Origin of the sequence: Psychrobacter sp. PAMC 21119, from assembly GCF_000247495.1 — a bacterium.
Classification (GTDB): domain Bacteria; phylum Pseudomonadota; class Gammaproteobacteria; order Pseudomonadales; family Moraxellaceae; genus Psychrobacter; species Psychrobacter glaciei.
Genome location: NZ_AHVZ01000011.1, coordinates 416,619 through 436,142 on the forward strand (window position 1 = coordinate 416,619; position 19,524 = coordinate 436,142).

Sequence of the window (19,524 nt, forward strand, 5' to 3'; positions counted from 1 at the left end):
GTTATTAGTGATTAAGTCAGTTGGGTAAACAACCAAAGCAAACCATTAATCGCAGCAATGCCGACAACCATGCTGACCAATAATTGACGGCTCAAATGATAGACCAATAATACCAGAAGTAAAGCGCTGATTTGTGCCATTAGTAAATGCAGCTCTGCACTTTGCAGGCCAGTGCGCGCTGATAAATCTTGGTAAGAGAGGCTGGTCAAAACAAGCAGTACCATCACGGATAACGGTAAGCTTTCATTTAGGCGATGTAACCATGGCGTATCCAGCAGATTTTTGGGTATCAAGGCGGGAAGGGCGCGAGTGATAAAAGTAACAGCAGCCATGGCAAAGGTAGCAAAAATTAGATAACTACTGGTCATGACTTCCTCCTGTTAAGCTGCGTTTGCTCCAAAATCCGCGTGCCAAAATCATTAGCATACAAATGCTAATCGCTACCAATAATAGCCAGTTGCTAGTAAATAAGGAGGCAACGGCTAAAGCAATTACGGCAATACCGATCGGGAAATAGCGCTTGATACTCTGAAATTGCTCATAAGCCAAAATGACAAATAGACATACTAAAGCAAAATCCAAATGTGGTATTAAGTCACTGAGCGTGCTACCTATCATCACACCAAGCGTACTCGCTAGCACCCACCAGCTTTGATTGAACAAACTAATAGGTAAGATCAGGGCTTGTCTCGATTCATTGGGTAAACTGGTCATGACTGAAAAAGTCTCATCAGTCAGGGCAAATAAGCAGTATGTTTTAGCAAGCTTTTGTTTCGGTAAATACTGTAGCAATGGCATGCCATAAAATACGTGACGCAAGTTAATAGCGGCAATATTTGTCGCAATATTACCAATCGGTAGACCGGCACTTAGCATGGGCAAACAGGCGTATTGCGCCGCGCCCGCATACAAAACAATACTGAGCATAATTGTCGCCCACACAGGGATGCCAGCAACTTGCGCCAGCACACCAAAGGCGATGCCCGCAGGCAGATAGCCCATCGCGACTGGCAGGCTCTTCTTAAAGCCTTCTGTCCAATCATAGTGAGTCGCTTGCTGATTATTTAGTTCATTTGAATGAGTAGTCACATGACATCCTGATTTCTCTGACTGTATTTTTATAATTGATGGTCGTTCTTTATTTGATAAGACTAAGAAAGTCCTATTTTTTAGGTAAATAAACCTTTAGATAATCAATGCTAAACATTGGGCTGTAATTTTTCATAGCTACCGGTTCGATATGCACGGTATAAAAATCCACCCAGAATAATAAGTCTTAGCAGCAACAAACACCAGACGCTAAGCCAGATACCAGTCATATCCCACTGCTGATACAGTAGCCAACTCAGTGGGAAAAAGACCACTGCCAATATAAGGGCGGCGTTACGAATGACATTACCCGCCGTTAAGCCAAAGAATATGCCGTCTAACCAATAAGCGCCAACGCCGACCAGCGGTAATAGCACTGCATAAAGATGGTAGTCATAGGCAAGGGCAAAGACCGGTTCAATATTGGTCATAAGCTGCAAATAAGTTGGCATGGCAAGCCACCATAGGGCACTTAGCATGATGGCAAGCCCATAGCTGACTACGCCAGTGCGTTTGACGATAATACGAAACCGTGGCCAATCGCGTCGTCCTGCTGCTTGACCGCTCAAGGTCTCAGCGGATACTGCTACGCCATCGAGGGCGAAGGCTGAAATGCTCAATACTTGCAATAAAATAGCGTTGGCAGCCAAAATTACATCACCACTTTGCGCAGATAGACGAGTAATCCAAGCAAAGCTTAACGTTAAGATCAGCGTACGAATAAAGATATCTTTATTAAGCGAAAATAGCCTAAGCATTTTTTCTTTCGCAAAATGCTTAGGATCAGCTGTAAACAGCGCCGTCCAAGATATCTGCAGATGTTGGCGGCTCAACCATAAGGCCAGTAACACGCCAGACCAAAAGGCGATAGTAGTACCTAGTGCCACACCGACCAACCCCATTTGCAGTCCGTAGACAAAGAATAGAGTGAGAATAATATTAAGTAGGGCGATAAAGCCTTGTTGGTAGAGCATGTAACGTGTCTTACCTTGACCCGCAAACCAGCCGATAAATGCAAAATTCATTAGCTCAGCGATGACGCCCCAAAAACGTACGTCCAAATAAGTTTTGGCAGCAAGGCCACTGTTAGGGTTGGCAGATAAGGCTCTTAAGCCAAAATCAATCAACCATGGCTTTGCCAGCAGTAATAGTGCGCCGATGATGAATGCTAACAATAAAGCACGTTGCAAAATAGACAGCAGTGGTGAAGCAAGCAGACTTGACTGTTCTGTCGTCGTGTTTTTAGCACTATCAGAATGGCTGACTGATTGTCCCAACGCTTGAGCTGATAGTCCAGATGAAGCGTACTGTAAGAAGTTAAAGCTGACGAGTAATAAAGACAATAACTGTATGGCCAACCCCATACCCGCAAGCTTAGCAGTGTCATTCATATTACCGACAATGGCGGTATCAATTACACTCTGTAGCGGCATCGCCAAGTTAGCCAACAATACCGGTAATGCGATGGCGATAATACGCGCATAACGAGTATCAATCGGCGGTATGGAGCGTGATGGCGTGACAGTTGGCATTGGTGGCTCGTTTATACTTAATGGCTATGGTTGTAGCAGTATATAAAGATAAAAGCACCCAACACTCATTAGTTATGAGTCAGGTGCTTTTATTTGTAGCTTAGTTCCGTACAGTGAAAAACGGATTATAAGCTTGTTTGAATACTCTTTTATTTAAAGGTTAACTTAACTAAGTTGCTTTAAATATTGTCTTGTTCAAACATTTTTGGGTCATTAAAAGTGACGATTTCTTCTTCAAATTCAGGCTTAACCTTGACCACGAAATCATCACGAGATAGCCCCATACGTAGTGGAATCGAGCTTGCGATATACGTTGACGAATAAGTACCAGCCAGCAAACCAATGAATAGCGCAACCGAGAACCAATAGAGACCGTCACCGCCCAAGAATAGCATGGCTAAAACAACCAGTAACACAGTTGAGATAGTCATGATGGTACGGCGTAACGTTTCTGTTAATGACAAATCAATCGTTTGACGCGGTGTAATACCACGGACGCGGCGGAAGTTTTCACGAATACGGTCATAGACAACAATCGTATCGTTCAAGGAATAACCAATCAAGGCTAAGATAGCCGCCAAAACAGTTAAGTCAAACGGAAAGCCAAATAGGGCAAAGACACCAATGGTCACGATAGCATCGTGGAAAAGGGACAGCACGGCTCCCAGAGACAGTTTAAACTGGAAACGTAGTGCGACATAGCCAAGCATACAGACCAAGGCTAAGACCAGCGACATAACAGAGTTCAAATAGACTTCATTACCTACTTGGCTACCAATGATATTCACATTACTGATTTCAACCGTGTTATTAGGCAATGCTAACGCGGCACTAAGACTGGCATTGAGTCCGTCAATATTGTCAGACTGAGGTGGCAAACGTACCAGTAACTCTTGACGTGTGCCAAGATATTGTACGACAGCATCATCAAAGCCATTATCAGCCAAGGCTTTGACCACTTCTACTTGCTCAGCAGGCTGCTCATAACGTACATCTGCTGAAACACCACCGGTAAAGTCTAAACCTAGATTTAGACCATTAACGGCAATCGCGATAATACTACCAATCACCATGAGTAACGATAAAATAGCCATCGGCTTTTCTATCTTCATAAAGGGAATGATACGTTGATTACCAACGGCTTTGATACCGCCTTCAGCTTGTGCAGCAGCATCCTCAGCGGCATCACTCATTAATTGAGTCTGGTCGACAGGTGTACTTGTCTGTGTGGTCAATTCTTGAGCATTTTGACCGCCACGACGTGTTTTGCTTTTGTCTGATTTCGCCGTCGTAGGATTGTTGGTTTTAGTATTACTACCTTTACCATCACGACGCGGTTTGTTACGGCGGCGCGTACTGTTACTGTTTGAATCGCCATTTGAGCCATTTCGATCTGGATTATTTTGCTGTTCTAGAGGATTATTCTTATCGATCGCCATATGTTTCTCCTAACCGATGCTCAGACGTTTGATAGATTTACGTTTACCGTAAGCAATTTGTACCAGCGCACGCGTTACCAAAATCGCGGTAAATAGCGAGCTGACAATACCAATCGCTAAGGTGATCGCAAAGCCTTTAATCGGACCTGTACCAATCGCAAATAAGATAAAAGCGACCAATAAGGTAGTGATGTTGGCATCGAAGATACTACTAAAGGCGCGATCAAAACCCGCCACAATGGCAGATTTTGGCCGGACGCCATTTGCCAGCTCCTCACGTATCCGCTCAAAAATCAGCACGTTAGCATCGACGGCCATACCGATGGTTAAGACGATACCGGCAATACCGGGTAGGGTCAGTGATGAGCCTAAAATTGACATAATAGCGATGATGATAATGACGTTAATCGCTAGCGCCACGTTGGCAATGACCCCAAACAGACGATAGAAAATAATCATGAACGCAAAGACTAATAAGTAACCAACTTGCGTAGAGAAGAGACCTTTATCGATATTTTCTTGACCCAGTGAAGGACCAATGGTGCGTTCTTCTACAAAGTACATCGGTGCGGCTAATGCGCCTGAACGTAGGAGTAGTGCAAGTTCTGCTGCTTCTGCACTACTATCAAGACCAGTAATGCGGAAAGAGGAGCCTAGTACGGCTTGAATATTTGCGCGATTGATGACTTTGGTTTCAGCATAAGGCGTACGTACTTCGACCGTTTCGCCAGTCGCTGGGTCTTCTTCGTAAGTGATTCTTTGCTTATTTTCAATGAATAGGACAGCCATTTGCTTGCCAACAGCAGTACGTGTGGCATTTTGCATCAGCTTACCGCCAGCACTATCCAGCGTAATACTTACTTCAGGCGAGCCGCTCTCATCAATACCCGTCTGTGCGTTAGTGACTTTATCACCTGTGACGATAGATTGACGCTCTAGCAATACCGGTGGACCATCAAGCGTCTCAAACGGGAATGCTTCGGTACCAGCAGGAGGAATGCCACCCGTGTAGTTTTCACTGTCCTCAGCCACCATACGGAACTCAAGGTTCGCTGTACGTCCAAGGACTCGTTTTGCTTCCGCGGTATCTTGTACACCAGGTAATTCAACGACGATACGACTCGCACCTTGTGATTGTACCAAGGCTTCCGTGACGCCAAGTTCAGCAATACGATTGCGTAGGGTTGTTAAGTTTTGATTGACCGCATAGCTATTGATTTCGTCTAGCGTTGCATCGTTGTACACCAAAATCAGGGCAGGGCCTTGGTCATCAATAGAAGACTGTAGACTAAAAGTATTGCTCATCGAGCCTTGCAAGACATTTTGTGCACGATTACGTGTGTCTGTATCGGCGAAATGTAGCACGATACCTTGATTTTCAGTTTTGATGCCTTTGATCGCAATACGTTCAGCCCGCAGGTCACGGCGTACATCACGGCTGGCACTGGTCAAGCGTTGATCGAGAGCCTTATCCATGTCAACTTCTAGCACAAAGCGCACACCACCACGTAAATCAAGACCGAGCTTCATCGGTCTAGCACCGATATCACGTAGCCATTGCGGGGTTGTCTGCGCTAAGTTGAGCGCGACCACATAGTCCTCGCCCAAGTTCTGACGCAGTACTTCCTGTGCTTTGAGCTGATCGACCGGGTTATCAAGACGTACCAGCGCGCTGTTGCCCTCAAAGGTGCCGTCATGATTATTCAAACCAGCGTCTTCGAGTAAGCTTTGAGACTGGGTCAAGATACCATCAGACAGCTGCGTACCTGCTGCTGCACTAGTAATCTGTACCGCAGGTTCATCAGGATAGAGGTTAGGAGCAGCATACAGACCGGCAATGATTAGCACGACGGTAATAAGTAAGTATTTCCAAGCGGGATATTGCATAATCACTTCTTTAAGTTGATAAACTATTGGCGACGCAGGCCACAAGTTAGCAGATGGGAAGTTAGTGAGAGCAATGGTTGAGTGCTTATTTAGCAGCCGTCATGATGCACCATTGCGATCATCCGCGATGATAATAAAACGTAAAAAGGTAAAGCGAAAAGTGACCGTAAATCAGATACGGTCACTTTTATAGCGGTTGCTTTTATAGCTATGACAACTATTCATTAATTATTATCAAAGCTATTGACAATAATTAGACGCTTTCGATAGTGCCAGCTGGCAATACTGAAATAACAGAAGCACGCTGTACTTTGATATCTGTATTATTGTTTAAGCTAACGACTGCATAATCGCCTTCTAATGCTTTGATACGACCCATTAGTCCACCAGCAAAGATGATTTCACTACCGACTGTCAACGCATTGACCATAGAACGGTGTTCTTTCGTGCGCTTAGATTGAGGACGGATCACTAAGAAGTAAAAAATTGCAAAAAAAGCAACAGGTAATAAGATTTGACCAAATAGTGATGCAGCACCGGCAGTTTCGGCAGCATGGGCCGCTTGGATAAATAACAACATAATCTCTCTCAGTGAGTCATAGATAATAATAAATTAAACGCATAGTAACAAAAAATCCTAGACTTGGTAACTGTTAATCATAGGCTGAGGATGTTTTTCTTAACGTACTGGCATACTAGCAGTCAATATTTATCACTACAATCTCTTTGGTGTATAAAATAGGGTGTTGTGGAGTGGAGACTGACTTGGAATATCTGAGGGTTAAGTTCATGCAAACTATGCCTAAACAACATCAGAATTATGCAATATGATCAGTATGGTCAAGACAATACTATTAAAAATATCCATTTTGAGCACCCAGTTACATTAAAACAATCCGCTTAAAAATAATCCGCTTAAAAACAAATAGTGACTTATTGTGCATTCACATCATCAGTGCTACTATCAAAAGACAATGATTGCCTGTATTTAGTGCGCGCTGCTATTAGGCTATAATTATATCTAATAGAAGGTATGACAGCAGCATTACTGGAACATTTAGCACGATCCAGTTTTTTATAATAGATGGTTTGCTGTTTGATGTAGTCTGCTAATTATCTTTTTCGATTCCTTTTTTCTCTTTTATGTTTAGGTTACCTAACTTGTCCACCACTTTTATGTTTATACCTCGTTTGTGTCGTCCGCGCGCTTTTAAAGAAGCGTCTGCTAAACCTCCCCCGACACCACGCTATTTACAGCGTCTTAGTCTTACTAAATCAGTCTCTAGGCTGTCGGCACTACTAGCAATGCTGATGTTCTTATTGCCTCATTCCGCTTTTGCAGCGGGGGGCGTAGTAACAGAAAGTCTAGTAGCAGAGCCGACTGCTATGAGTGTGTTATTGTTGATATTTTTTGTGGTTATTGCCATCGGTATCTCATTTGTGTGCTCTTTATCAGAGGCCGCATTACTGAGCATGACACCATCCTATATTGCGGATGTTCAAGAACGCAATCCAAAAAAAGCAAATATGCTAAGACGCTTAAAGGTCGATAATATCGATCAGTCGTTGGCCGCTATTTTAACCTTGAATACAGTGGCTCATACATTAGGTTCTATCGGAGCGGGTGCTCAGGCTACGATCGTGTTTGGTAGTGCTTGGTTTGGGCTATTTTCTGCCATTATGACGTTGGCTATTTTGTTTTTATCTGAAATTATCCCAAAGACACTTGGAACGGTATATTGGCGTCAGTTAAGTGGTATGGTCGCTTACTTTGTGCGCGGTATCATTTTGCTGCTTTATCCGCTTATTTGGATTTCGGAGCGGCTAACGAAACTGCTGGTACGTGGCAAAGAACCACAAGCATTTAGCCGTCGTGAGTTTGCTGCGCTTGCTAGTATCGGTGAAGAGTCTGGACAGATCGACCCACTAGAATCTCGAATTATTCGCAATTTACTCGCATTTGGTGCTATTAAAGTCGAAGATATCATGACGCCGCGTTCGGTGATGTTGGCGTTTGAAGAAAACAAAACCGTGGCTGAATTGCTGGTTGATCGTCCTAAACTGACGTTTTCACGATTGCCGATTTATGATGGTGACTTGGACAATATTACCGGCTTTGTCTTAAAAACAGATATGTTGTTGGCGAAAGTCAATCATGCGATGCATAAGCCGTTGACCCAATTTAAACGCGACATTACCTTTGTATTTTCAAAGATGAAGTTGTTTGATTTATTGGAGCTCATGCTAAAAAATCGTATTCATATCGCTATTACCGTGGGTGAGTACGGTGAAGTAAAAGGCTTGGTCACCTTAGAAGACGTGTTTGAAACGTTATTGGGTCTTGAGATTGTAGATGAGATAGACCGCGTTGAAGACATGCAGGCGTTAGCACGGCAAATGATGGACAGACGCGTAGAGCGTTTGGGCATGAAACTGAGCGATGATGAGCAATATGAAAACAGTAATACAGAGAGTAAGTTATAGCGTCGTCATTGATGCGCCATACATTGGGCTTCTGAGTCATAACAGTGCAGTTGACGTATGGTCAGTGCTTTAGAGCAATAAGTGCTATAGGGCAATAAAGGTGTAAGGCGTTCATAGTAAAATGATATTCGCAAGAATTACACAGGGTGTCACATGGCTGTGAGAATTGAGTGATAGGCTAAAATCACTAACAAAGTATGCTGTTAAAAGTTTTAAGCAAACGCGTTAATAAAGGGTTAGCGTCCAGCGGGGCGTTATATTTATCATATCTTTTTATATTGAACTGACTATAGCTATCTATAATTAAATAGTAAACAGGTGCTATAAACAGGTGCTAAACGTCAATTAATGCCAACGACAACAACGAAAACGGTATCGTTAAGGATTATCATGAAACGACTATGGGGAAAAGGGCTGTTGGCTCTATTGCTAAAAAGTGCTGCCGCAACAGCAGTGGTTGCTGTGGCAAGCACAGTAAGCATCACTGCGCAAGCCGCGACCATGACCGAAGATTTGGTACAAAGCTATGCAGCAGCCATGAAGTCATCAGCTAATAATAAAAGCATCAATCAAGTCGCCGGTCTTGTCTCTGACGATGCGCTGATTTCATTATCAAGAAAAGGTAAGTCTACCAGCTTAGATAAAGATGCTTACTTGAAACTACTGCAAAACAGTTGGAATGATACGTCCAATTATCGTTACGATATTTCTGTAGATAACGTTGTTATCACTGGCAACCAAGCCAAGGCTAATGTTACGACCAATGAAAGCTGGGTAAAAGACAGTCGCAATGTGTCGTTTGTCACTACCTCGCGAGTGACTTTGACGTTGTCTACTGGCAATGCAGTTCTGCTACGCGCTGTATCACAAGTGGCTATTAACTAAGAATTCAGTACCTATAATTAGTGCTTATAATCAGTAGTTATGTCTTAGCGTGCATGTTCAGCGCTGAGCTATAAAAAAGGTGATAATTACTCAAAGTTATATTAGTTACCAGTTCGAACGTGCAATTTTTATATACATTTAGCATGTCGTCGTAACTTTTAGAGTATTGGCTGATTATTATCTTTTATATTAGGCTAGTCTTTGCTTAACATTGCATACTATACTAGCCATCAATATTATCTTATCAATTCTTGTCGTTAGGAAACTTCCAATACCATGTCTACTGTGCTCTCAAACTCTCGCTCATTTATTGCCTTACCATTGACGCTTGCGGTAACGACTTTACTTATCAGTGCTTGTAGTAATACGTCAGCGGTAAAAAATAAGGGCATGACCAACAGCTCAGCTGTGGTTACCAAACGTCCTGCCAATCAAGTCGCTAACCCAAGCACTAATGCTGATTATTCAACGGCATTTTTGGATGCTGAAAGCTTAGATGAGCTGGCGGATTTGCTAGAAGCGACTGACATGACGATGGTTGAAGGCAATAAACTTGCTATTCAACAATACGGGGACTTATGGAATCGCCTACGTGCGGGCTATCGCATGAATGGTGGTCAGCCTGTTTATAATCAGCGTATCGAAGGGCAGAAGGGTTGGTTTACCAGTAGACAGGACTATCTAAATCGCTTAACGGCGCGTGCCAGTCGCTATCTATACCATACCGTACGAGAAGCTGAGCGTCGTAATATTCCCACTGAGCTTGCGTTACTGCCCGTGATTGAGAGCTCCTATGATCCAAGTGGTACCAGTAGTGCTGCTGCGGCAGGTCTATGGCAGTTCATTCCAAGTACGGGTCGTATCTATGGTCTAAATCAAAGCAGTAGTTATGATGGTCGCCGTGATGTCATCGAATCAACGCGCGCTGCTTATGACTTTTTGACAGCTCTACATAATCAATTTGGTAGTTGGGAGCTGGCATTAGCCGCTTACAATGCTGGCCCTGGTCGTGTGCAAAAAGCAATCGATGCCAATGCGGCTCGCGGTTTACCAACTGACTATTGGTCACTCAGATTACCGACTGAGACCATGAACTATGTACCGCGCTTTTTGGCAGTGGCTGAAATTGTGGCCAAACCTGAGCAATATGGCGTTTATCTACCCGCTATCGCCAACCGCCAGCATTTCCGTAGTGTGCCAGTGAACTATGGTGTTAGCTTAGCCGAAGTGTCACAAGTGACAGGCGTTAGTTATGATGAACTAGAAAGGCTGAATACCGCCCTGACGTCAGCCCGTGTTGATTCTTCAGGCCCGCAGCGTATTATCATTCCAAATGATGTGAGTCTCAATACTGACGCAAAATTAAGCTCGTTAAGAGGCAACGGTAGTAGCAATGTCATCGCTACCAGCAACACGAATCCTAATGCACCAACGACACCAAGCTACAATAGCAAGCCCTATACCGGCACATCATTGCCCTCTACAGGCAGTGCGCTTGCGGATTATGCGGCGAGCGCCAGTGTGCCTCAGCAAACGACCAGCTATATTTCACCATCAATCACGCCGACGAGCAGCTCTGTCTATAGTAACAATGCTGTACGTACTGAGCCGCCTTTGACCACGGCAGAAACCAACAAAATCAATGCAGAGCTTAAAAGCAGCAATAGTCTACCAACCACTTCTGCACAGATCACCCAAAACAACACTATCGTCCAAGAGCCACCGCTAAGCAAAGAAGAGCGCGACTTTATTGCCAATCAAATTCGAAGCAATACCGCTGAGACCAACGTCATCAATGCGGATGGTAATATCAATCTTTCCGCAGTACAGACACAGCAGTCTATTCTAGAAGCACGCGGTGAAGAGAAAAAGCTGAGTTTTCCAAAGACATCAGTCAGTAAGCCAAAACCACAAGGCACACGTACCACTTATACGGTAAAACGTGGTGATACTTTATCAAATATCGCCAGTCGCGCTGATGTTAGCTGGCGTGATATCGCTGAATGGAACCAAATAGATGCTAGCGCTAAGCTATTGTCTGGCAGTACGTTATACTTGTATAGTGCCAAAACTATTGAGCCATTAAGCAGCAGTAGTGCCACCGTAGCAAGCCAGCCCGAGAGTTATGTGGTACAAGGTGGCGACACCCTAATTGGTACGGCCAACCGCTTTGGTTTGTCTGTGACACAGTTAGCAAGTTACAATAACTTAAGCAGCCGTGCTGACTTACTTAGAGGTCAAAAGTTGTGGTTGATACCGGGTAAGGTGACCGCTCCAGCAAGCACACCTGCTGCGCCATCGACTAAACCAAGTAAGTCGTCGACTGCGACCAAAAACTATAAAGTGAAAGCAGGTGATGGGCTAATTGCCTTAGCACGCCAATTTAACATCTCAACTGAAACCTTGGCGAGCCTTAATAACATTGGCACGACTGATTCATTGTATGTGGGTCAGACACTGAAAGTACCGGCCAGCGTTGACTTTAATTCTACTAGTAACAGCACTAGTGCCAGTAGTTCGACGAGTAGCGCAAGCTCTTCAGTATCAACGACCAACTATAAAGTAAAATCAGGTGATACCTTGATTGGTATTGCGAATAGTGTGGGGGTCAGTGCGGCAGAGTTGGCTGCGGTCAATAGCAGTTTTGATGCTAAGGCACGTCTACAACGCGGTCAAACGATTAAAGTCCCAGCGTCTAAAGAGTTGGTTGATCGTCAGTTGAATGATAAGTCGGTCAGTTATAAAGTGAAATCAGGGGATACCTTAACGGGTGTCGCTCAACGTTACAATATCGGCCTGGGTGATTTGGCAGCAGCCAATAATTTAAAAACCAACTCCAATTTGATATTGGGTCGCACCATTACCATTCCTGCTAGCGGTAGCGCTCCTGTTACTTCTACTAGCAGCAATCAAAGCAGTAGCAGTTCTGCCAGTAGTACGGCTAGTACAGCAAGCAATAATGGTAAAAAACTGGGCGACACTGAGAGCTATAAAGTGAAATCAGGCGATGGTTTAATCGCGCTGGCGCGTCAGTTTGGCGTTTCAGTCGAAGATTTGGCAGCGACCAATGATCTTGCGACCAATGCTCAGCTACAACGTGGACAAACCATCAAAGTGCCTAAAGTAACAGTCAGCTATACGGTTGGTACAGGGGATAGCTTGATTGGTTTGGCTCGTAAATATGGCGTATCAACGCAAGAGCTGGCTGATATGAATAAAATAAAAGCCGACACGATGCTACAGCGCGGTCAGCGTTTGACTGTCCCCAACCGTTGATTTTAAAGAAGCTCTAACCAAAAAAGCTGCTCTATATAAGAGCAGCTTTTTTTTGTCTATTTTAGGGTGGGGCAATGAACATAAATGGTTCAGGGATAAAACTATTGCTCAAGTTGTGCCATGACGTCAGCAGAGAAATTCACATTGCTATAAACTTCTTGTACGTCATCGATGTCTTCTAACATATCAATCATTTTCATAACTTTTTCGGCATCATCCACATTGTCTATCTCAGCAGTGGTTGAGGGTGACATGGTCACTTCTGCATTGTCAGAGATGAGACCTGCAGCATTAAGCGCATCTTTGACTTGACCGAAAGTTTCCCATTCGGTGATGACCAGCAAGCTGTCACCATCATTTTCGATATCAAGCGCACCAGCATCTAGGGCGACCAACATCACTTCGTCTTCTAAGCTTGTATCATTAAAAGTGATTTCACCGCGCTTAGTAAACAGATAGGCCACTGAGCCTGAGGTGCCAAGATTACCCTCATGTTTGGTAAACGCGTGGCGTACTTCGCTGACGGTACGGTTGAGGTTGTCAGTCATGGTTTCGACCAGCACCGCCACACCGCCAACGCCATAGCCTTCGTAGCTGACTTCCTCCATGTTTTCGTTATCACCGCCGCCCGTACCGCGATCGACAGCACGGTTGATCGTGTCGCGGGTCATATTGACTGATAATGCTTTTTCAATAACGGCACGCAAGCGTGGGTTTTTGTCAGGGTCGGGGTCACCTTGCTTGGCAGCAGAAACAATTTCACGAATAATCTTGGTAAATACTTTACCTTTTACCGCATCTTGACGGGCTTTACGGTGTTTAATATTTGCCCATTTTGAATGGCCTGCCATATGACATCCTTAAATTTTTACGTGGTATTTATGGTGTGAATGAAAAGAGTATAAATAACGGTCTTTGACACTTAACGAGCTATTTTTATTATATGATTGACCTGTTTTTCTAAGGTAATTGGCTTACTTACAAGTTAACAATTTGTATGTCGTTCGCAGTGCTTTTTTGCTACACTATTATTCTTTGTATTATGGCTACCTATATAACTATCTATCAAACCTGATAATAGCTATTGGTACTCATAAGCTGTCGCGTATTATAAACCACTTTTGCGCATTTTGACCAATCTTAGCTTGTTCCTGCTAGCCTAAATCGTTCGGTTTTTTAAAACCATTGATCTTGTGACTCTATTGACTCTATGAAGCAACCAAATAACGAAGCTATTACTCACTTGCGTAACCGCATTCATATTATTGTCGAAGGCACAGATACCCGTATGGGTAAGCTTTTCGATGTCGTATTATTGATAGCGATTTTGACCAGTGTTGGTGTTGTGATGCTGGATAGTGTGTTATATATGCGTTTGCAATATGGTACGCTGTTTTTTTATGCGGAATGGTTTTTTACCATTTTATTTACTATTGAGTATGCTTTGCGCTGGTTTTCAGCACCCAATCGTTTTCGTTATGCCTTTAGTTTTTTTGGGATAGTAGATTTATTATCCGTTTTACCCAGTTATTTAAGTCTATTGTTTGTGGGCGTACAGTACTTATTGGTCATACGTATTTTACGTATTTTGCGCATCTTTCGCGTACTTAAGCTTAAAGCCTATATGCAACAAGCGGGCTTCTTGGCCTCGGCACTTAGAACCAGTCAGCAAAAAATCACTGTGTTTTTCTTATCACTGGTTTTGTTGGTAACGATTTTTGGCTCGATTATTTATGTGGTAGAAGGTCCCGAAAACGGCTTTACCAGTATTCCGCTTTCTATCTATTGGGCGGTCGTTACCATGACCACGGTCGGTTACGGTGACATGTCACCTAAAACACCGTTAGGTCAAGCGATTGCGAGCATGGTCATGATTACGGGTTATTCGATCATTGCGGTACCAACGGGTATTTTTACCTCTGAGCTGGCTCGGAATATGCGCCCACAACTCAATCCGATCACCTGCCCGAATTGCGGAAAATTTGGCCATGCAGTCAGTGCCACTTTTTGTGATCGCTGCGGCCATGCATTGCACGTGTAATGCACACTCGTTTTTCTAATTAGGTCAACTAATTGGTTATATATTGAGCGACCAGCGGTGACAGATCGATCTCGACACCCAAATTGACTAAGTTCCAATATTGTCCTGATACGGTGCGATCCAGCATCATTGTAGTGGCTGAAGGTTGAAATTGCCCAAAGTATTTTAATGAGGTGCGCATTTGGCTAATTGCTTCGTGATGAACTTGGCTGCTGCCAAAATCAAAAGCCCCTTCTTGATAAGGTGCAATGGAGAGCGGCTTCATCCCAATAGTCAGCCACTTTTCATAAAACTCACCGGGTATATTTTTATCATCTTTGCGGCGAATATCTAGAGCGATTAAATCTTGCTCGAGTGCGGTGACATCGCCTTTGACGGCATGTTGCGCAAAGCGGCGAAACAATTGAACCTCACTATGGCTATAGCTGCGAATGCCACCAAAGTCGTAAGCCACGACACTGCCGTCATGACGAAACGCAAAGTTACCGGGGTGGGGATCACAGTGCATGCGGTATAAGCCAAACAGTTGGCCGGCAGTGAAATGAAATAGACGCTCAGCGATTTTCTGTTTAATCTCATTATTCCACGTTGCGGCGACGGTTAGCGTTTCCCCCATCTCTTCCGTCAACGTCAAAATTCGCCTAGTAGAATGGCTATTGACGACTTTAGGGATAATAAGCCCTTCGTCCTCAGCATGAAAAGCACCAAAGACTTGTAGGTTGTGGGCTTCTTTGACATAGTCCAATTCATCGTGCAAGCTTTGGCGAATCTCGTTAAAGAGTTGCTCTTGTAATTGCTTGCTCATGTTTAGAACGCCAGCGATTTTCAGTGCCATACGGACTTGCTTGAGATCGCTATCACAGTTTTCATCCACGTCGGGGTACTGTACTTTGACGACGACTTTTTGCCCAGAAGGTAAAATAGCCTTGTGCACTTGTCCAATGGAAGCGGCGGCAAATGGTGTTTTTTCAAACATGGTAAATAGCTGATCAACAGGGGCTTTGAGCTCACGTTCGATTTGTGCCCGTATTTGCGCATAAGGCATGGGCGGTGCATCTTTTTGCAACTTCTCTAAAGCAGTCGCCACTTCAGGGGGAAACACGTCTTTATATTGTGAGGCGATTTGTCCCACTTTCATCACCGCACCTTTCATCTCACCAAGCGTTTCCGCTATTTGAATACCCACATCTTGCATCAAGTCTGAGCGTGCCTGCAGACGTTTTTCTTCGTCACTTGAGAGGTGCCTTAATGAGTTTTTAGCTGCTTTTCCAGCAATACTGGCTGTCATACCAGCCAGTTTCATAAAGCGTTTTCCGGACGATTTTGCCATTCATATCACCATGCAGGGGTTTATTTATCAAACCATAATTTTATTATTTTGAGTAAGCAATTGCTGTTTGACTCGTGTGCTAAAGATAAGGTTGTCTTGCGCGAATGAGTTTTTTCTTTCTGTATGACTTGCTCAATATACTTGACCAACTTTACTATAAATATCCACTATAAAGCATTAATCGGTCAGGTTTATCGCATACATATTAGTCAGCCAATAATCCAATGCCATCTGATAGCCCCTATGTCCTAAGCCACAAATGACACCTGTTGCAATATCGCTTAGATAAGAATGCTGCCGAAAGGCTTCACGGGCGTGCACGTTAGATAGATGCACCTCAATAAAAGGTTTCTGTGTGGCCAATAATGCATCGCGTAGGGCAACCGAAGTGTGAGTAAATGCAGCAGGATTGATAATGATGGCGTCTACTTGTGCGGCTCTATCTGCCAGCAATCCGTGATGCTGAATATCATCAACGAGCTTACCTTCGTGATTTGATTGTATGCAAATCAGCTTAACACCATAATTGGCCGCGCGGTCAATTAAGTGCTGCTCAATATCAGCCAGCGTCGTATGACCATAAATATCCGGCTCACGCTTGCCCAGTAAATTGAGATTGACCCCGTTAACCAATAATAATTTATGGGTTAACATTATTTCTGTTGATTGACTAGCAGGTTCTAATGTCGCTGCTGACTGAGAAGAGGTCGTCATAATGCTCTCTATCGATATTAGATGGTATGGATAATTGATAAGTTATTAATCAGTAGTAGGGTTCAAAAATCAAGAAATGACGCGCTAAAACCAATCTTATTTCATTATGATAACAGCTTGCTAGTAGGGTTATAAAAAAATTACATGAAAAATCAATCTAAGTTTTAAAAACCATACTAAAAGTCTTTATGTTGCTAAAAACCCGTGCTATGATATTTTTTAAGCAATCTATATTACGAATTTGTTACTAGTGCTCTAATATCATCAATGCGAGCTTATATATAAGCTGTCTAACGTAAGTTATAGTGAATATAAAAGCTATCTTGGTATTAGTAAAAGGTAATGGCGAAACACTGCAATCTACATGGTTCAGCTAAATATATATTCAGAAGATAGTGTTTAACGTAGTAAGGTTTAATTCTGATTTCACAATCTTAGACCCCGTTTATATGCAATGTTGCAAAGGAATTTGGGGCTAAGCGACTTTTTTAGGAAGTAAATTATGTCAGCTCGTGAGCAAGGTATCGTTAAGTGGTTTAATGACTCAAAAGGCTTTGGTTTCATTCAACGTGATAGCGGAGAAGATATTTTTGTCCATTTTCGTGCGATCCAAGGTGATGGTTATCGCTCTCTAAAAGATGGCGAAAAAGTTGAATTCAGCGTTGTCGAAGGTGATAAAGGCCTTCAAGCTGAAGAAGTCAGAAAAACAGAAGAGTAGTCGAGACAGTCATTAGCGCAGTTTAGTTGCAATGTCTGGATAAACTACTGATATACTACTGAGTCAAGCCCGTCTTATCTTACCTATGTTGATTTTAATTCATTATTATGGGTGAGGGTAGGCGTCGGGTTTGGCTTTTTTTATGCTTACCAATGCATGATTTTTATCGTTATTGGTAGCGATATACAGCGAGGCTAAGGCTTAGCATAAGCTTGTCACTAATTAAAAATACAAGCAATTCATACAAAAGGATGATTTTTTGAGTAACTTCACAACGTTTACTGATTTACCACTCTCTGCACCGACCTTACGCGCGGTAAGTGATTTAGGTTTTACTGAATTGACCCCTATTCAAGCGCAGATATTACCGCACACCTTGGCAAATCAAGATGCTATCGGACAGGCACAAACGGGTACTGGTAAGACGGCAACGTTTTTGTTAACTATTATGGAAGCATTACTCAAGCGTCCTTTTACCAATGATGAAGAGCGCTATCTAGGTGAGCCACGTGCAGTGATCATGGCACCGACCCGTGAGCTTGCACAGCAGATATTTGACGATTGTATTGCTCTGACCAAATATACTTCGCTACACAGTGTTTGTATTATGGGTGGCACAAATTATGAAACCCAGCAGCACGAGCTTGACCGTCAATATGTTGATATTTTAGTGGCGACACCTGGTCGTCTGATTGATCTGGCCAATAAAGGCATGGTCTATTTGGATCGAGTAGAAGTGCTGGTACTAGATGAAGCAGATCGCATGCTGGATATGGGTTTTATTCCAGATATCAAGCGCTTGGTCGGTCGGATGCCTTCTAACACCGATCGCCAAAGTTTATTATTCTCTGCCACTTTCAACCAAGATGTGATGAACTTGGCGTATCGTTGGTTACATGAGCCGCAATTTGTTGAAATTGAGCCTGAGCATAAAACCAGTGAATTGGTCGATCAACACTTTTATCTATTAACAGAAGATCAAAAATTAGAAGCTTTGCAGCGTATTATCAGTGATGCCGCTGTCGATAAAGTCATTGTCTTTGCCAATCGCAAAGACCAAGTGAAGCGCCTCTATCACAATTTGCGTCAAGGACACAAAATCGTGATGTTGTCAGGCGATGTCATTCAGCAAAAACGCGAAAAATACTTGCAGCGTTTTAAAGATGGTCATGCTTCTATTTTGGTCGCCACCGATGTCGCAGGGCGTGGTATTCATGTGGATGATATTAGCCACGTGGTCAATTATACCTTACCTGATCAGCCAGATGACTACGTACACCGCATTGGTCGTACGGGTCGTGCTGGACAGACTGGTATCAGTATTAGCTTCGTTAGCGAAGATGATGCTTTTAACTTGCCTGCATTAGAGAAGCACTTAGATACCAAGTTTACGCTTGAGCAATGGCAGGAGTAATTGACCTAACTTAGGTTTTATCTTGATATAGTCAGTTCAATATAAAAAAGAGACAGCGTGACTGATATAAATTTTTTGTAGCCTCTGTCTGCGTAGACACAGCAAGCAAGAAAAATTTGTACCAGTCACGCATTTTATAATGTCGTGTATCTATTTTATTTAGTATCGAGGTGTAATGGACAAAATTCATGCTAGAAATTAGAAGGTAGTCGCTAATGGACATAATTCATGCTATTTGAGTGTCTTTGACTCTAAAAAGTCTTTAATAAACCGTAACTTACGATACTCATTTAGCCCATGATGACTGTGTAATTGTCGCTTGAGCTCACTGAATAACCCTTCGAGAGAATTAGTAGTATTTGGTAGGTCTAAATGCCCATATTCTTGATAAGTAAATAACCAATCGCTATTGGTTCTTAAACTACGATAAGCACTTCTAAGACGCTTGTGGGTGTACCACGTTCTGCCGGTATCCTCATTGGTACTACGCTCATTAAGATAGGCTTCATGAGTCAAATACCAGTGATCTAAGCGCTTTACAAACGCATCTTTATCAAGCTGTTTTATTTCTAAAGTAAGTCGTCTAAGCTCGATACTGGCACTATTCTTAGGGCGACGAGTTAAATAGCGGGTCACTATTTGCACTTGATGAAACTGGCACATCTGGCAAGGGGTGCGGGTGAATCTGAGACTGCCAAGGCACACAGGGGATAGG

At 43.2% G+C, this 19,524-nt stretch carries 15 protein-coding genes; 6 read left to right on the plus strand and 9 right to left on the minus strand.

The genetic code is table 11. The features are described from left to right. Positions 1–11: 11 nt before the first annotated feature. The 6 genes from RH96_RS05610 to yajC all read right to left on the minus strand — a co-directional run bounded on the left by RH96_RS05610 (position 12) and on the right by yajC (position 6,527). Positions 12–368 carry an AzlD domain-containing protein gene (locus tag RH96_RS05610; protein ID WP_010198343.1) on the minus strand — a complete coding sequence of 119 codons (357 nt, stop codon included), beginning with the start codon at positions 366–368 and terminating at the stop codon, positions 12–14. Further along, positions 358–1,089 (minus strand): AzlC family ABC transporter permease, encoded by a 732-nt coding sequence (locus RH96_RS05615; RefSeq protein ID WP_010198345.1) that lies wholly within the window; start codon positions 1,087–1,089, stop codon positions 358–360. Before RH96_RS05615 ends, RH96_RS05610 begins: the two co-directional genes overlap by 11 nt. A gap of 110 nt (positions 1,090–1,199) precedes the next feature. Further along, positions 1,200–2,621 (minus strand): MATE family efflux transporter, encoded by a 1,422-nt coding sequence (locus tag RH96_RS05620; RefSeq protein WP_010198346.1) that lies wholly within the window; start codon positions 2,619–2,621, stop codon positions 1,200–1,202. A gap of 179 nt (positions 2,622–2,800) precedes the next feature. After that, positions 2,801–4,060, minus strand: a complete 1,260-nt coding sequence (gene secF, locus RH96_RS05625) for a protein translocase subunit SecF (protein WP_010198347.1) — start codon at positions 4,058–4,060, stop codon at positions 2,801–2,803. Between the two features lie 9 nt (positions 4,061–4,069). Continuing rightward, positions 4,070–5,947: a protein translocase subunit SecD gene (gene secD / locus RH96_RS05630; RefSeq protein ID WP_010198348.1), complete on the minus strand. Its 1,878-nt coding sequence runs from the start codon at positions 5,945–5,947 to the stop codon at positions 4,070–4,072. 253 nt (positions 5,948–6,200) lie between these two features. Next, positions 6,201–6,527: a preprotein translocase subunit YajC gene (yajC, locus tag RH96_RS05635; protein ID WP_010198349.1), complete on the minus strand. Its 327-nt coding sequence runs from the start codon at positions 6,525–6,527 to the stop codon at positions 6,201–6,203. A 596-nt stretch (positions 6,528–7,123) separates the two neighbouring features. Here yajC and RH96_RS05640 point away from each other — a divergent pair. From RH96_RS05640 to RH96_RS05650, 3 genes are all read left to right on the plus strand, one after another. Next, positions 7,124–8,431, plus strand: a complete 1,308-nt coding sequence (locus RH96_RS05640) for a hemolysin family protein (protein WP_192811738.1) — start codon at positions 7,124–7,126, stop codon at positions 8,429–8,431. Positions 8,432–8,821: 390 nt separating this feature from the next. After that, positions 8,822–9,316 carry a hypothetical protein gene (locus tag RH96_RS05645; RefSeq protein WP_010198353.1) on the plus strand — a complete coding sequence of 165 codons (495 nt, stop codon included), beginning with the start codon at positions 8,822–8,824 and terminating at the stop codon, positions 9,314–9,316. 276 nt (positions 9,317–9,592) lie between these two features. After that, positions 9,593–12,592 carry a LysM peptidoglycan-binding domain-containing protein gene (locus RH96_RS05650; RefSeq protein WP_010198355.1) on the plus strand — a complete coding sequence of 1,000 codons (3,000 nt, stop codon included), beginning with the start codon at positions 9,593–9,595 and terminating at the stop codon, positions 12,590–12,592. A 101-nt stretch (positions 12,593–12,693) separates the two neighbouring features. Here RH96_RS05650 and RH96_RS05655 read toward each other — a convergent pair whose 3' ends face one another. Then, on the minus strand, positions 12,694–13,443 hold the full coding sequence (locus tag RH96_RS05655) for a YebC/PmpR family DNA-binding transcriptional regulator (RefSeq protein ID WP_010198357.1): 750 nt from the start codon (positions 13,441–13,443) through the stop codon (positions 12,694–12,696). A 359-nt stretch (positions 13,444–13,802) separates the two neighbouring features. On the opposite strand from RH96_RS05655, the gene RH96_RS05660 reads away from it, so the two are divergent. After that, on the plus strand, positions 13,803–14,633 hold the full coding sequence (locus tag RH96_RS05660) for an ion transporter (protein WP_010198359.1): 831 nt from the start codon (positions 13,803–13,805) through the stop codon (positions 14,631–14,633). Between the two features lie 28 nt (positions 14,634–14,661). Here the strand turns inward: RH96_RS05660 and RH96_RS05665 are convergent, their stop codons facing one another. After that, a complete protein-coding gene (locus RH96_RS05665) occupies positions 14,662–15,963 on the minus strand; it encodes an ABC1 kinase family protein (RefSeq protein WP_010198362.1) in 1,302 nt (433 codons plus the stop codon). A 177-nt stretch (positions 15,964–16,140) separates the two neighbouring features. Beyond that, entirely contained in the window at positions 16,141–16,677 is a 537-nt protein-coding gene (gene aroQ, locus RH96_RS05670; protein ID WP_010198372.1) for a type II 3-dehydroquinate dehydratase, read from the minus strand. 502 nt (positions 16,678–17,179) lie between these two features. On the opposite strand from aroQ, the gene RH96_RS05675 reads away from it, so the two are divergent. Both RH96_RS05675 and RH96_RS05680 read left to right on the plus strand, forming a co-directional pair. Beyond that, positions 17,180–17,395, plus strand: a complete 216-nt coding sequence (locus tag RH96_RS05675; protein WP_010198374.1) for a cold-shock protein — start codon at positions 17,180–17,182, stop codon at positions 17,393–17,395. A 259-nt stretch (positions 17,396–17,654) separates the two neighbouring features. Continuing rightward, positions 17,655–18,809 carry a DEAD/DEAH box helicase gene (locus tag RH96_RS05680; protein WP_010198377.1) on the plus strand — a complete coding sequence of 385 codons (1,155 nt, stop codon included), beginning with the start codon at positions 17,655–17,657 and terminating at the stop codon, positions 18,807–18,809. The last annotated feature ends 715 nt before the right edge of the window (positions 18,810–19,524 follow it).